This window comes from Prosthecobacter gellanilyticus, from assembly GCF_007992435.1.
In the GTDB taxonomy this organism is placed as follows: domain Bacteria; phylum Verrucomicrobiota; class Verrucomicrobiia; order Verrucomicrobiales; family Verrucomicrobiaceae; genus Prosthecobacter; species Prosthecobacter gellanilyticus.
This window is the reverse complement of sequence record NZ_BKAG01000026.1, coordinates 76,978-91,793: the sequence shown is the minus strand read 5'-3', so window position 1 is coordinate 91,793 and position 14,816 is coordinate 76,978. Positions and strand designations below refer to the sequence as shown.

General features: G+C 59.9%; 15 protein-coding genes. All 15 read left to right on the top strand.

Annotated features, from left to right (window positions below; genetic code table 11):
- Positions 1-213: 213 nt before the first annotated feature.
- The 15 genes from trpE to BGE01nite_RS17345 all read left to right on the top strand — a co-directional run bounded on the left by trpE (position 214) and on the right by BGE01nite_RS17345 (position 14,811).
- Positions 214-1,719 carry an anthranilate synthase component I gene (gene trpE, locus BGE01nite_RS17420; protein ID WP_146851966.1) on the top strand — a complete coding sequence of 502 codons (1,506 nt, stop codon included), beginning with the start codon at positions 214-216 and terminating at the stop codon, positions 1,717-1,719.
- Positions 1,720-1,855: 136 nt separating this feature from the next.
- The gene (locus tag BGE01nite_RS17415) at positions 1,856-2,782 is read left to right on the top strand and encodes a lysylphosphatidylglycerol synthase transmembrane domain-containing protein (protein ID WP_146851964.1); all 927 of its coding nucleotides are present in this window, start codon (positions 1,856-1,858) and stop codon (positions 2,780-2,782) included.
- Positions 2,783-3,020: 238 nt separating this feature from the next.
- Complete coding sequence (locus BGE01nite_RS17410) at positions 3,021-3,689, top strand: c-type cytochrome (protein ID WP_146851962.1); 669 nt, start codon at positions 3,021-3,023, stop codon at positions 3,687-3,689.
- 20 nt (positions 3,690-3,709) lie between these two features.
- A complete protein-coding gene (locus BGE01nite_RS17405) occupies positions 3,710-5,035 on the top strand; it encodes a hypothetical protein (RefSeq protein WP_146851960.1) in 1,326 nt (441 codons plus the stop codon).
- Between the two features lie 9 nt (positions 5,036-5,044).
- Positions 5,045-5,470: a hypothetical protein gene (locus tag BGE01nite_RS29295; protein WP_176601361.1), complete on the top strand. Its 426-nt coding sequence runs from the start codon at positions 5,045-5,047 to the stop codon at positions 5,468-5,470.
- A 23-nt stretch (positions 5,471-5,493) separates the two neighbouring features.
- The gene (locus BGE01nite_RS17395; protein WP_146851958.1) at positions 5,494-6,975 is read left to right on the top strand and encodes a cbb3-type cytochrome c oxidase subunit I; all 1,482 of its coding nucleotides are present in this window, start codon (positions 5,494-5,496) and stop codon (positions 6,973-6,975) included.
- Complete coding sequence (locus BGE01nite_RS17390) at positions 6,972-7,658, top strand: cbb3-type cytochrome c oxidase subunit II (RefSeq protein WP_146851956.1); 687 nt, start codon at positions 6,972-6,974, stop codon at positions 7,656-7,658. Before BGE01nite_RS17395 ends, BGE01nite_RS17390 begins: the two co-directional genes overlap by 4 nt.
- Positions 7,659-7,675: 17 nt before the next feature.
- On the top strand, positions 7,676-8,410 hold the full coding sequence (locus tag BGE01nite_RS17385; RefSeq protein ID WP_146851954.1) for a c-type cytochrome: 735 nt from the start codon (positions 7,676-7,678) through the stop codon (positions 8,408-8,410).
- A gap of 229 nt (positions 8,411-8,639) precedes the next feature.
- Complete coding sequence (locus BGE01nite_RS17380) at positions 8,640-10,592, top strand: cytochrome c oxidase subunit I (RefSeq protein ID WP_146851952.1); 1,953 nt, start codon at positions 8,640-8,642, stop codon at positions 10,590-10,592.
- Positions 10,593-10,639: 47 nt separating this feature from the next.
- On the top strand, positions 10,640-12,037 hold the full coding sequence (locus tag BGE01nite_RS29595) for a cytochrome c oxidase subunit 3 (protein WP_246145749.1): 1,398 nt from the start codon (positions 10,640-10,642) through the stop codon (positions 12,035-12,037).
- Between the two features lie 38 nt (positions 12,038-12,075).
- A complete protein-coding gene (locus tag BGE01nite_RS17365) occupies positions 12,076-12,387 on the top strand; it encodes a cytochrome C oxidase subunit IV family protein (protein ID WP_146851950.1) in 312 nt (103 codons plus the stop codon).
- Positions 12,388-12,426: 39 nt separating this feature from the next.
- The gene (locus tag BGE01nite_RS17360) at positions 12,427-12,633 is read left to right on the top strand and encodes a hypothetical protein (protein ID WP_146851948.1); all 207 of its coding nucleotides are present in this window, start codon (positions 12,427-12,429) and stop codon (positions 12,631-12,633) included.
- A gap of 27 nt (positions 12,634-12,660) precedes the next feature.
- The gene (locus BGE01nite_RS17355; protein WP_146851936.1) at positions 12,661-12,843 is read left to right on the top strand and encodes a hypothetical protein; all 183 of its coding nucleotides are present in this window, start codon (positions 12,661-12,663) and stop codon (positions 12,841-12,843) included.
- A gap of 32 nt (positions 12,844-12,875) precedes the next feature.
- Entirely contained in the window at positions 12,876-13,682 is an 807-nt protein-coding gene (locus BGE01nite_RS17350) for a cytochrome c oxidase subunit II (RefSeq protein WP_146851934.1), read from the top strand.
- Positions 13,683-13,803: 121 nt separating this feature from the next.
- Positions 13,804-14,811 (top strand): COX15/CtaA family protein, encoded by a 1,008-nt coding sequence (locus BGE01nite_RS17345; protein WP_146851932.1) that lies wholly within the window; start codon positions 13,804-13,806, stop codon positions 14,809-14,811.
- Positions 14,812-14,816 lie beyond the last annotated feature (5 nt).

Genomic DNA, 14,816 nt, shown 5'->3' with positions numbered 1-14,816 from the left:
TAGACCTCAGACTCCACGCGGGACAGCTCGAGCCATCGCCACAGTCAACACCGTCAGAACGGTCAAGGCATCGTCAAGAACAGTCAAGGCATCGTCAAGAACACCCTACTTGACCCCTTGACCATGCCCTGACCTCTTGACCGTTCCCCGCTCCCGCCCTTGCCTGAACGCGGTTTCCCATCCACGTTCCGCGCTCGTTTTTGCCTGTCTGCCATGTCCAAGCTTCATCTCCAGCCTGATTTCGATGCCTTCTGCGCCCTCGCCGCGAAAGGGAACCTTGTGCCGGTGATGGCAGAGCTGGCCGCCGACTATGAGACCCCGCTCTCAGCCTTCCAGAAGATCCATGACGGCCGCAGCGCCTTCCTGCTGGAATCCGCCGAACTCACGCAGCACTCAGGTCGCTACTCGCTGCTCGGCAGTTCTCCGCGGCTCATTTTCACCGCCCGCGGCAAGGAGATCGAAGTCGAGGAACGCGGCAAAGTGCGCCGCTTCACCACGACCACAGATCCGCTGGAGGAACTGCGCCAGATCATGCTGCCGTATAAGCCCGCCGAGGTCACGCACATCCCGGTGTTTCATGGCGGCGCGGTAGGCTACCTGGCCTATGACATGGTGCGCTTTTTCGAGCCCACTTTGCCAGCACCTCCGAAGGATGAACTCGGCCTGCCGGACATGGTTTTCATGGTCACGGACAGCGTGTTGATTTTTGATCATCGCACCCGTCGTCTCATGCTCGTGGCGAACGTGCACACCGATGAGCACGCCACGCTGGAAGCCGCCTACGACTGGGCCAAGACGGAGATCGAGCGCTTGATCACCAAGCTCTCACAGCCTCTCGCCGTGAAGCCTCTGCAGACCTTTGCGCCGGTGAAAAACGACCAGCTTCCACCGCCCGTCAGCAACACCACGCGTGCCGAGTATGAAGGCATGGTGACGAAGATGAAGGAATACATCGGGGCAGGGGACATCTTCCAGGGCGTGCCCTCGCAGCGCTTCGAGACAGACTACACCGGAACGACGGTGGATCTCTTCCGCGCACTGCGTCATGTGAACCCGTCTCCTTACATGTTCTGCATGGATCTGCCCGGGGGTTTCTCGCTCGTCGGCAGCTCGCCCGAAGTGCATGTCAAATGCCTCGATGGCAAGATCGAGATCCGCCCCATCGCAGGCACGCGCTGGAGAGGTAAAACCAAGATCGAGGACGATGCTCTCGCCGCTGAATTGCTCGCCGATCCGAAGGAGCGCGCCGAACATATTATGCTTGTGGACCTCGCTCGCAATGACGTGGGACGCGTGGCGGAATACGGCACCGTGAAGGTCACCGACCTCATGATCATCGAGCGCTACAGCCACGTCATGCACATCGTCAGCAACGTCGAAGGCAGGCTGCATGCAGACAAGAACGCCTACGATGTGATGCGCGCCACTTTCCCTGCTGGCACCGTCAGCGGCAGCCCGAAAGTGCGTGCCATGGAGATCATCAACGAAGTCGAAAAGAGCAAGCGCTGCGCCTATGCCGGCGCCGTCGGTTACTACGGCTTCGATGGCAATCTCGACTCCTGCATCGCCCTCCGCACCTGCGTGGTGAAGGACGGCAAAGCCTACGTGCAGGCAGGCGCGGGCATCGTCGCTGACTCTGATCCCGGCGCCGAGTTCACCGAGACCGTGAACAAAGCCACCGGCATGCTCCGCGCCATCGAATGGGCGCGGAATCTGTGAGAATGCTCATCTCTCAATCCAAGCCGCTTAACCACTAATAGGCACTAATTGACACTAATGACCAAGCCATCAGAGGTTTGGTCAGTATTAGTGCCTATCAGTGGTAAAAAGAGTTCAGAATAACCTCCATGCAGGAATGCGCCGCCTACTCCCGATCCTCCGCATTCTGGCCGCCATCGCGCTCCTCGCATGGGTGCTGAATCGACTGCGTTGGGAGGAGATTGCCGCTTTTGAGTGGCGCACGATAGACCTGCGATGGCTTGGCCTCGCGTTTCTCTTTGGCGGATTCTCCGTACTCGGTTGGGCAGGCCGCTGGTGGTGGTTCGTCCGGGTCTACGACTTGAAGGTGCCGTTTCCGAAACTCCTGCGGCTGACCTTTTTCGCCGACTTCTTCAATCTCTACTTCCTCGGCCCGCTCGGAGCCGATGGCGTCCGCCTTCTGCACCTCAGTCGCGACTACCCCGACAGGCGCGGCCCCATTCTCGGCTCGATCATCCTGGACCATGTCGGCGGGCTGATGGGCGGTATCGTGCTTTATGCCTGCTTTTCGCGAAGTGGAGTCTTGCCCGCTGCGATCACGACCTGGGCGGACGTGGCACTGCCCATCATCGTCATCGTCACCTTTCTCGGGCTCGGAGTCATCATGGAGCCATCGCTACAGCGGATGTGGGCGCGCATCCCTGGCATGAGCCGGCTTGTCCAGGCAGCCTCGCCGATTTTCGCCGGCACCTTCCGGCACCCCTGGCTTTTCAGTGGCTTTGCGCTGTCCGCCTTGAGCACCGCCAGCGCCTTTGCCGCCTACTGGGCAGCCGCACAAGCCGTTGGCGCTGAGGTTTCTCTGCGCCAAATGCTCGGCATCATGCCGGCCGTGGATCTCGTGGCCTCCCTCCCCATCACCGTGAGCGGCCTGGGAGTCCGGGAGGGCCTTCTCATGGAGCTCCTCGGATCTCAGTCCGGTTGCGACCCCGTTCGGGCGCTGGCGACCTCTTTGCTTGGATTTGCGGCCATCGGCCTTTGGGGGCTGTTTGGCGGCTTTTGGCTGCTGTGTTCGAGGCGAAAATAAGACGCAAGGTCTCGTCCCAGGCGATTTTCAGGCTGCAAGAAGCCCTTTTCCTGGGCAAAACAGGGTCCCAAAAGCCCTTGGCCAGGGGCTTGCGAACCCCGTTTTCCTCAAATCTAGGGGTTCCAAAACGGGCCGGGACAAAAAAAGAAATCGTCCTTGCAATCGCGGCTCAAGTTTTTACTCTCATGCTCCTTGTGAAATTTTTCACAAGCTCCCTTAAACGGCCCTGTTGCCTGCCATGTTGAAATATTTCTTCCTCAGTTATGTCTTTGTCGCCGCGATCGTCGTGGCGGCCTTCGGCACGCGCGGCAGCAAGAGCGAGCTGCCTCCGATCGAGATTTTCCCTGACCTGGACCACCAGGCGAAGGTGAAATACCAGGTGAAGAGCGACTTCTTTGCCGATGGTCATGCTGGCCGTCTGCCCGTGAAAAACACCGTGCCGATGGGCTTTGAAGTGCCTTCCGTGGCTGCCTCCACACCGGGTGCCAAGCCTGCTGCGTATGGCTTCAGCAATGGTCTGGACTACTACAACACCGGCAAGATCGGTGACTTCTACGGCGACGGCCTCCCTGAAGAGCTGGCTGCTGACAAGGCTCTCATCGAGCGTGGTGAGCGTCAGTACAACATCTACTGCGCTGTCTGCCATGGCGCTTCTGGCAATGGCAAGGGCGTGACCTCCAAGTATGGCATCCTGACCGCTTTCAACTTCCATCAGGCAGGCAATCTGGATCCTGCAAACCCAGGCGCCTACCGCGCTGACGGTGCGATTTTCGATGTCATCACCAATGGCAAGGGGCTCATGGGCTCCTACGGTGGCAACCTCACAGTGCGTGATCGCTGGGCCATCGTGTCCTACATCCGCGCCCTCCAGGTCGCCGCGAAAGAAGGCAATGTCACCGTCCAGTAACCCGCGCGCGCTTTTCTAACATGGGTCATCACCACGTCACTTTTGAAGATCTGCCCCAGGGCGGTGAGAAGTTTGAGCCCGCCAAAGGCGGCAAGTTGATCGGCGCCTTCGGTGCTCTCGGAGCCCTTGGCCTCGCTGGTTCAGCTTACTTCTTTCTATTTACCAAAGACAACGTTTTCGGCTCTTTCGCCTACTCCTGGTTGTTCGCGGTTTTCTTCGCCTTCACCATCATCTGCGGTGGCTGCTTCTGGATCATGCTTCACAACGCCTCCAACTCCGGCTGGGGCGTTGCGATTCGTCGTCTCTGGGAACAGCTCGCGAACATGATCCTGCCTCTGGCGATCCTGAGCATCCCCCTCCTGATCCCTGCTGTGCAGAAGCCGCTCTATGAGTGGATGAACCATCACCGCGAAGCTCACCACCACGCTGTTGAGGCGGGCACTAGCGTTTACGAAGCCCTGCATCACATGGCGGAGTCGAATCCTCATCTGCACGTGCTCACCGCCAAATACGGCTACCTGAACATCTACGAAGGCTTTAGCTGGTATTCCCGTTTCGCTTTCTACTTCTTCGTCCTCTGGTTCATCGCCAGCAAGCTGCGTTCCCGTTCTGTGAAGCAGGACGTCGATGGTGACATCAAGCACACCATCAAAGCCCGTCAGTTCTCCTGCACTTGGTTGCTCTTCTTCGCTCTGACTGTGACCTTCGCAGCTGTCGACTGGGTCCAGACCCTCGACTACGCCTGGTTCTCCACCATGTGGGGTGTGTATATTTTCGCAGGTTGCGCCTGGTCCTCCATGGCCGTCACCATCCTGCTCGTCACTTGGTTGAAGAGCCTCGGCTACCTGAAGCAGGTCGTCACCGAGGAGCACTTCCACCTCATGGGCAAGCTCCTCTTCGCCTTCACGGTGTTCTGGGCTTACATCGCCTTCTCCCAGTATTTCCTCATCTGGTATGCCAACATCACGGAAGAGACCCGCTTCTACCTGACTCGTAACACGGAAGGCTGGCGCTATGTCTCCATCTTCATCGTCGTCGGTCACTTCGTCGGTCCTTTCCTGGCCCTGCTCTCCCAGGCTCGCAAAAAGAAGCCCTTCGTGATGGTGGGCGTCTGTCTCTGGATTCTCTTCATGCATGTGGTGGACCTCTACTGGCTCGTCATTCCTGAGCGCGGCCCGTCCCTTAGCGTCGGTGTGACGGTTGCTGGAGCCTGGATCGGTGACGTCGTCGCCTTCATCGGCGTGGTCGGCACCGTCGGCTTCCTCTTCCTGCGCAGCCTCGCCAATTACAGCCTCTATCCTTGCCGTGACCCCCGTCTGCTGGAGTCCGCCAACGTCATCAACTGATCTCCTTCCATGTCTGCTGCTGCCTCACCAACGAAGACCGGCGCCACTTTCCTGTGGGTGCTCGGTGCTTTCACCGGCTTTGCCGTCCTGCTCGCCATCTTTCTGAACGTGCGCAAGCCTGCTGAAGTGGATCCCCGCATCCCTGAGCGCCTTGCCAATAAAGAAGAGATCACCAAGGCTCAGAGCGAGAACATCGCCAAGCTGGGTTTCAATGACGCTGCTAGGAAGGGCGTGGCTTTCGACAAGACCGTCGAGCTTCTGAAGACTCGCAAGGCCGCCGCCAGCACCCAGGTGGTCCCCGGCTCCCCCACCCAGCTGAAGCAGGCCGCTGCCGCCGCTACCCCTGCTCCTGCCCCCGCAGCAGCTCCTGCCCCCGCAGCAGCTCCTGCACCTGCCGCTCCGGCGGCCCCCGCACCCGCCCCTGCCAACCCGTAACCTAACGGCCGCTCTTTTCCCCGATGCAGACCACACCTTCATCCGCAGACCTGGACCTTCAGGCCGACAACCTTCGCCGCGCGGCGATCGACAAGTCGGTCAAGGGCCCTGTGCTGTTCCTTTTCCTGAACGGCGCCTTCTGGCTCATGGCCTCCACCATCCTTGGAGTGCTGGCCGCCATCAAACTGGTCTCCCCCTCCTTCCTGGGTGACTGCCAGTTCCTCCAGTTTGGCCGTCTGCAGCCGACTCACATCAATGCCCTCGTTTACGGCTGGGGCATCCAGGCGGGTCTGGGCGTTATGCTCTGGATCATGGCCCGCCGTTCCGGTCAGGAACTGAAAGGCGGCAAGAGCCTCCTCTACGTCGCTGGCGTGTTCTGGAACATCGCCGTGACCCTCGGTCTGCTCGGCATCCTCCTCGGTGGCAGCACCTCCATGCAGTGGCTGGAAATGCCCCGCTTCGTGTGGCCCATCCTCCTCGGCAGCTTCCTGGTTTTCGCCTGGCCCATGGCCGTCATGTTTGGCAAGGCCTTCCGTCCTGAAGGCTTCATGGTCAGCACCTGGTACATCCTCGGCGCCTGCTTCTGGTTCCCCTGGATCTTCCTCACCGCCAACGTCTGCCTGCACTGCATCCCCAGCCTTGGCGCCCTCGCTGCTGGTATCAATGCCTGGTATGTGCACGGCGTGATCTTCCTCTTCTTCACACCGGTCGCCATCGGTTCCGCTTACTACTTCATTCCGAAGATCACCGGCCGCCCGATCGCCAGCGCTGAGCTCGCCAAACTGGGCTTCTGGGGCCTCGCCGTCCTCGCTGGTTGGACCGGTATGCAGACCTACATGGGCGGTCCTCTGCCTTCCTGGATGCCTTCCATCGGTGCTCTGACCGGAACCCTCCTTCTGATCCCGGTCGGTGTCGTCGGTCTGAACCACCACCTCACCACCCTCGGCAGCCACAGCCTCGTCGCCACTTCCCCGACACTGCGCTTCACCTTCCTCGGTTCCCTCCTTCTGCCCATCACGGGCGTCATCTTCGCCCTGCTGTCCAACTACAGCACCGGCGTGAACCTCCAGTTCACCCACGCAGGTTATGGCTTCCAGATCATCGCCATCTACGGCTTCTTCAGCATGTGCGTCTTCGGTGCCATCTACTACATCGTGCCTCGTCTGGCCGGCTGTGAGTGGCTCAGCGTCCGCCTGATCCGCAACCACTTCTGGTTCTCCACCTACGGCATCGGCGCCATCGTGGTGACCAGCCTCGTCGCCGGTCTCCAGCAGGGTGGTGACCTCAACAATCCAGAAATGTGGGACCAGGACTTCATGCAGCTCGCGCTGAACTCCCGCCCTTACATGGTCGCCCGCGCCATCTCCTGGGCGCTGATCACCTGGTCGAACGTCTGGTTCCTCATCCATCTCATGCTCATGGTGGCCGGTCTTGGCCGCCGCAGTTCCGCCCCAACGCTGCTGCACTCAGCGCATGATGACACCCCTCACGCCGCCCACGCATGAGCAACTTCCGCACCTTCATCCTCGGTCTCGTCGCCAGCTTCGGTCTTCCGTGGCTTTGCCTCATCGTCATTCCTGTCCTCAAGTATCAGGCTCTCCAGCCTGTGGCCTATGACAAGGACACAGACGGCGTCGAAGGCTACTACCCGCCGGCCCCTGTTCATGGCCAGGGACAGATCGTCTACCTCCGTGAGGGCTGCTCCCAGTGCCACACCCAGATGATCCGCCCGAGCCAGATCGCCCTCGACGGCTGGCACAAAGGCTGGGGCCAGGACCAGGAAGCCCGCCCTGCGGCCCCCGTCCGTTCCAACACTCTTTATGACTACCTGGGTGAGCACTACGCTCCTCTCGGCATCGTCCGCAGCGGTCCGGATCTCGCCAACTACGGCTGGCGCGCTCCTGAGCGTGGCATCATCCACCAGAAGCTGTTTGCTCCCCGCTCGCAGCACGACTGGTCGAACATGCCCGCCTTCAAGAGCCTCTACATCGTCCGCAAGGCCCAGGGTCCTGTCTCTGACAAAGCTCTGAAACTGACCGGCAAGGCCGCTCCTGAAGCTGGCTACGAAGTGGTGCCGACCGCCGAGGCTGAAGCCCTGGTCGACTACCTGCTCTCCCTCAAGAAAGACTATCCCGTTCCTGGTGTCTCGGCCGCTGTGGCCGCCGCTCCTGCCCCTGCGAAGAAGTAAATGCCTCTCTGTCCTCAATGAGCGCCACCTCCCCCAGCTTCCAACCCGACAGCACCGATCTCGATCGCCTTCACTCTGCCGTGAAGCGTGAGAAAGTGGATCAGCAGGCTGGTCGCGAACCCGTCCCCATGCTGGTCATCTTCCTGGGCGTCATCGTCGCCGTTCTCGCGGGCGGCCAGCTTGGCGTCATGACCGGCGGCTGGAGCTTCAAGACCTCCAACCCCTTCCATTTCGCTGCTGCTCCTGACCCACGTCCAAAGGGTCTTGACGACGGGGGAGGTGCTGACCCCTTCCAGACCGCCATGAAAAAGGGTGCCTCTGGTTACGCCGTCTGCGGTGGTTGCCATCAGGGCAATGGTAACGGCATTCCCGGCCAGTTCCCGCCTCTGGCTGGTTCTGAGTGGGTGCTCGGCGGCACTGAGCGTCTCGTCCGCGTGGCCCAGCACGGCCTTGTGGGAGCTGTCACCGTCAAGGGCCAGGGCTTCAACACTCCTGGCGGCATGCAGCCCTTCGGCGCCGCGATGTCTGCTGGCGACCTCGCCAACGTGCTGACCTATGTGCGCAACACATGGGGCAACGAAGGCACGATGATCACCAAGGAAATGGTGGAAAAAGTTCGCGGTGAAGAGAAGCGTGCCCAGCAGTGGACCGAGGCTGACCTGAAGCCCTTCGCTGACAAGAATGTTCCTGGGGATATCCCCGCCGGCCCTGGAGCCACCGCTGCCGCAGCCCCGGCTCCCGCTGCCAAATGATTCTCTAGCTTTCCCGGTCTGATCTGTTTCGCCGGGCAAGCGCCAATTCCCAAGTTTCAATGACCAAGGAAATCTCAAATATCAGTTCCCAGCCTCTCCAGGCAGGTCATGGGAATTTGGTATCTTGGGCTTTCCTTGGTCATTGGTTTCCTGGTCACTGATCCTTCCGCTTCTGGAACTTTCATTGACCGCCCTTCCTGATTCCTTCTGACCCATTGACCATCCTTCTATGAGCGCCGCTGCCCACACTCACGATCACGCCCACGATCATGCTCATGACCATCATGAGCCCGGCTTCATTGCGAAGTACATTTTCTCCACGGACCACAAGACCATCGGCATCCAGTACGCCATCAGCGGCCTGCTGTTCTTGCTGTTCGGGTTCTTCCTCATGCTCCTCATGCGCTGGAGCATCGCCTACCCAGGCCAGCCGATCCCCGGCTTTCAGATCATCAACAGCATTCCTGGCGTGAGCTGGGTCTTCAATGAAATGATCGGCCGCTGGGCTCCTGGCGGTGTGGTCAATGGCGAGCTCTACAACATGCTCGGCGCCATGCACGGCACCATCATGGTGTTCCTCGGCATCGTGCCCCTCGGTTTCGCCGGCTTCGTGAATTTCGTGATGCCCCTGCAAATCGGCACCATCGACATGGCCTTCCCCCGCCTGAACATGTGGAGCTACTGGCTCTTCTTCGTCAGCGGCGTCGGCATGCTCGCCAGCTTCTTCCTCGGCACCGGTTCCGTGCAGACAGGCTGGACCATGTATTCCCCTCTCGCCAGCACCACGAGCCTCGCGGTGACAAACATCTGGATGCACGGCCACACCTGGTGGCTCCTCTCCATGGTGTTTAACATCTCCGCTTCCCTCCTCGGTTCGGTGAACGTCATCACGACCATCATCAACCTCCGCGCCAAGGGCCTGACCTGGATGCGCATGCCCTTCTTCTGCTGGGCCATGTTCATCGTCGCCTTCCTGCTCCTCCTGGCCTTCCCGCCGCTGGAAGTCGCCGCTCTTCTCCAGCTTTCCGACCGCGTGTTCGGTTCCTCCTTCTTCCTGCCGACCGGCCTCATGGAAGGCGGTCAGCACCTGGACATCTCCGGTGGTGGTTCTCCTCTGCTCTACCAGCACCTGTTCTGGTTCCTGGCCCATCCTGAGGTGTACGTGCTCATCCTTCCAGCCTTCGCCATCCTGGCGGAAGTCATCCCGGCGAACACCCGCCGTCCTCTCTGGGGATACAAGGCCATGGTGTATGCCGGTCTGACCCTCGGCTTCCTGAGCTTCCTCGTCTGGGCTCACCACATGTACCTGACCGGCATGGGCACCATGATGTCCACCTACTTCCAGATCACCACGGTGCTCATCTCCGTGCCTTCCGTGATCTTGCTGACCTGTCTCATGATCTCTCTCTGGGGCGGCTCCATCCGCTTCACCCCGCAGATGCTCTTCGCTTCTGCCTTCCTCCCCATGTTCGGTATCGGCGGTCTGACGGGTCTGCCTCTGGCCTTCACCTTCATCGACCTTGCCCTGCATGACACCTACTACGTCATCGGTCACTTCCATTACGTCGTGGCCCCCGGCACCATCTTCGGCCTCTTCGCCGGTGTCTATCACTGGTATCCGAAAGCCACAGGCCGCATCATGAATGACTTCCTGGGCAAGCTGCACTTCTGGCCTTCCCTCGTCGGCATGAACCTCATCTTCGCCCCGATGTTCATCCAGGGCATGGGCGGCTTCCATCGCCGCTGGTATGACGGTGGCAAATACTTCGAGCAGACCTCCTCCGTCTCCAACTGGTTCACGGAACTCACTTCCGGAGTCTTCGGTCTCTTCGGCATGAATGTGCCAAACAACCTCCTCGGCCTGAACGTCCTCATAACCTTCGGTGCCATCATCCTCATGCTCGGCCAGGTGCCGTTCATCCTGAACTTCTGGCTCAGCATCAAGGGCGGCAAGAAGGTCAAGAATGACAACCCATGGGATTGCACCACCCTCGAGTGGGCCACCCCGACGCCTCCTCCTCACGGTAACTTCACCTTCGACATCGTCGCTGTTCGCGGACCCTATGAGTACAGCGTCCCCGGCGTGAACCAGGACTTCTTCCCGCAGTGGGAATCCTCCCCCGGAAAAGCCGCCGAGCCTTCCGCAGTGCCTGCAGCCCCTGCCGCCGCCCATCATCATTGATTTAAACTGAGAACCGCGAACCGAAAACCGCGAACCGAGACTCTTCCATGGATATTCCATACACAGTGACCGCCCGCCCTGACACGGGCCTGTACAATGCCAAGGTCGGCATCTGGCTGTTCCTCGCCTCTGAGGTCATGCTTTTCGGCGGCCTGTTCAGTTCTTACATCTTCCTCCGCGTTGGCGCTGACTATCCATGGCCGGTGCATGAACTGAACGTCACCCTCGGCTTCGTGAACACCCTGGTGCTCATCGGTTCCTCCGTGACCGTGCTGCTCGCCTGGGCGAACCTGAAGCTGCGCAACATCGCGAAATACAAGATGTACATGATCATCACGGTGCTCTGCGCCGGGGCGTTCATGGTGAACAAGAGCTTCGAATACAAGGCCAAGTTCCAGCATTACTCCGTGACCCTCACGGACGGCACCATCCTCACCGGTCACCTGCCTCATGGTTATGAGATCGAGTTCGGTGATGTGACCACGCTGAATCTCACCGTCGCTGGCAAACACAGCGCCGTGGATGCGGATCCGGTGGACTATGTGCTGCCTTACATCAAGGGCGAGGCTCCGAAGTTCAAAACCGAGTCCGGTGAAGAGATCGTCCTCGACAAGGCCAGCTTCACAAAGCTGCGCGCTGAAGCTCATGAGAAGGCTGTGGCCAAGGCCAAGGCCGACGGCTTGAAGGAAACTCCAAACTGGAACATCAAGCTCACCGCCGCTTCCCCGATCACCTTCGTCCTGCCTCCTTCCAAGCTGCTCGCCAAGCCCGTTGCCGGCGCTACCGCGATCGCCTTCCGTGACGGCACCACCGTCGAGGGCAAGATGATTAACGACAAAATGACCCTCGAAGTCGACGGCATCGACCTCCGCGCCACTCCGGACAAAGAGAAGTCCCTCGCTTTCAATGAGCACTACCTGGGCGAGCCCTGGAAGAAGGCCTTCATCGACCAGCGTGAGCACGCCATCGCCGAGTTTAACGAGAAGTATGGTGACGGCAAAGGCGGCACCACCCGTGACCCTCTGAAGAGCGCCACGCACCAGAAGCACATGTTCTTCGTGCCGATCCACTCCGCCACACCGGAGGTTCATGAGCACGCCAAGGCCGAGGGCGAGCATAAAGCCGAAGCCCACGCTCCTGCCGAGCATGGTGATGCCCATGGCCACCATCCCGAAGTGCACCTTGAGCGCCAGCACGTGCATTTCTTCTCGAACTTCACGCCGAAGCTCAACAGCTACTACGCCATCTACTTCACCCTCACCGGTCTCCATGGTCTGCACGTCGTCGCAGGTGCCCTGGTCCTGGGTTACTTCGTGGTCTTCAACGGCCGCATGCTGCGTGAAGACCCTGAGCGCCTTGCCAACCGTGTCGAAGTCGGCGGCCTCTTCTGGCACTTTGTGGACTTGGTCTGGATCTTCCTCTTCCCGCTCCTGTATCTCCTGTAATCGCTTCGCTTCCGTTTTAACTCTCACCACTGCCCGTCATGGCTGACAGCCCCCAAGAAATCCAAAAGCAGGTTAAGAAGATCCTTCTGATCGGAGCGATCCTGATCTTCTTCACCGTCGTCACGGTCGCCCTCTCGTATGTCGAGCTGCCATCCCATAGCCTGAACATCATTGTCGGCATGATCCTGGCCACGATCAAGGCAGCCCTGGTGGCCCTTGTGTTCATGCATTTGAACCATGAGGCCAAGCTCGTCTACAAAGTGCTGGCCTTCACCGGTGCCTTCGTGACCGCCCTGTTCCTGCTGTTCTACTTCAGCAACATCGACCCTCTCGTCTTCAAAGACTTCTGAGTTCTTTCTCTCTGCCCTTGGCTCTGAGCTCTTAGCTTTATGTCCCTCAAACACTTCCATTACGTCTTCCTCTTCTTCGCAGTGCTCTGCGATGGCGGGTTCTGGCTGTGGACGCGTCTGGCACCGGAAAAAGCGGCGGAACTCCAGATCACCGGCATCGGCCAGATCGCTGGCTGGACCAGTCTTCTGCTCATCGCCTACTCCGCTTGGTATCTCATCCGGAAGTCCCGCCAGATCATCATCTGACCTGAACCGACCCGCCCCGCTTTCCCCATGCTTCTCGCCTGCGCCACCTGCAAAGCCGATCCTAACAGCCTCATCGCCCAGGCTCAGGACATCGCCGTGCTGGTCATGCTCGCCTTCCTGGTGCTTGGCATGGCCTGCGTCGGACTCATCGTCTTCCATTTCGTCCGCAAGCAGCAGCGCTTCGCCGCTTCGGCTTCTGTCCCCTCTTAATTCCCCGCCCCTCTCATTTCGCACCTTCTGACATGAGCATTTCTGACATCAACATCCCCTTCGGCATCACCCAGAACGCCTCCGAGCACGGCGGCCTTGTCGACCACATGCTCGGCTTCGTGCATTGGTTCATGCTTGTGCTCTTCATCGGCTGGTCGGCCTTCCTCGTCTACGTGTTCTGGAAGTATCGCGCCAGCAACAACGCCGCCGCCGATTACCACGGCGTCCGCGGCCATGCGACCACCCACATCGAAATCGGCGTGGTCATCGTGGAAGCCATTCTCCTTCTGGGCTTCGCCTTCCCTCTCTGGTCCCATCAGGCGGATGAATATCCGACCAGCGCTGACACCATCAAGATGCGCGCCCTGGGTGAGAAGTTCCTTTGGAACTTCCAGTATCCTGGCAACGACCTCATGCTCAGCACCTGGAAGCTGGCAGGCGTCACGCCTTCCAACGTCACCGGCCGCGAGCTGAATGACCCGAACGGCAAGGACGACTTCGTGAACCCCGGCACCATGAAGCTGCCCGTCGGCCGCCCCGTGATCGTCGATGTCGCATCCAAGGACGTGATTCATAACCTCGCCCTGACCCCTATGCGCTCCGCTCAGGACGCCTGCCCGGGCGTGAAGGCCCACATGTGGTTCAAGCCCGTGAAGACCGGCACCTGGGACATCATCTGCGGCCAGCTTTGCGGCCCGGGCCACGCTCAGATGAAGGCCGTGCTGGAAGTCGTCACCCCCAAGGAGTTCGAAGACTGGTCCAAGGAAATGTCCGCCGGTGCCAAGGCCAAGAACGACACCGCTGCCGCCGCTCCTGCTGCTGCCCCAGCCGCCCATTGATCCAGCCTCGCTCGATCATCTCATGATTTGCTGAAGAGCGGGTGTTCATCACCCGCTCTTTTGTTTTTTTTACCTGTCGCATTCCATTCCATATCATTGGTTCGTCCTATAACGCCTCATCATGTCCCGCTTTCAGCGCTACGCTCTCATCGCCTTCATCACCGTCGAGGTGCTGATCTTTGTCGGCGCGATCGTGCGCACCACCGGCTCCGGACTGGGCTGTCCTGACTGGCCTTTTTGTTATGGCTGCCTGGTGCCACCATCGAGCGCTGACGAGATTGATTTTACCAAGATCGATCTCGAGAAGTTCCTCAAGAAGGCGGAACGGCTCGGTCGCGATCCCGCCACCATCACACCAGAAAGGCTCAAGGCTGAGTTCGATTCCACCGCCACCTGGATCGAATACATCAACCGCCTCACCAGCATCCCCGTCGGACTGTCCGTGATGCTCATGTGGGGCTTCTCCTTCGGCGAAGCGCGTCGAGGAAGGAAGCGCGTCTTCATCACCTCCACCCTCTCCGTCTTGCTCGTCGGCATCAATGCTTGGTTAGGCGCGCGCGTGGTGCTCAGTGGACTCAAGCCCGGCATCATCACGCTTCACATGGCACTCGCCATCATGCTGCAATGCATGCTCGTCTACACCGCCTGGCGCGGCACTTCGCAGCCCTGGCGCCTCGCCTGGAAAACGAAAGCTGATCAAACACTGCGCTGGCTTGCCTGGGGCCTGTTTGTCCTCGTCGTCGTGGAAGGCATCATGGGCTCTCAAGTGCGTGAATTGACCGATGAACTCGCCCGCACACATGCCGGTCACTCACGTGCCGAGTGGGTGCATGAGCTCGAGGCGAGCTGGGTCTATCTCATCCATCGCAGCTTCTCCTGGCTGATTCTTGCTGTGGGCTTCCTGTTCTTCTTCCGCAGCCGCCATGTGCTGCAGCACCGCGGCTGGCTTGAGATCAGCATCACCGCCATCATCGTCAGCCAGATGCTGCTCGGTGTGGTGCTCGCGAATGTCGGCATCGTCGCCGTGGCCCAGGTGCTGCACATCGGGCTCTCGTCACTGCTCGTGAGCGGTCTTTTCCTCTGGCTCCTGGGAAGTGGCAAGGTTTACAAGCAGGGCTCAGTGAGCTAAGGCAG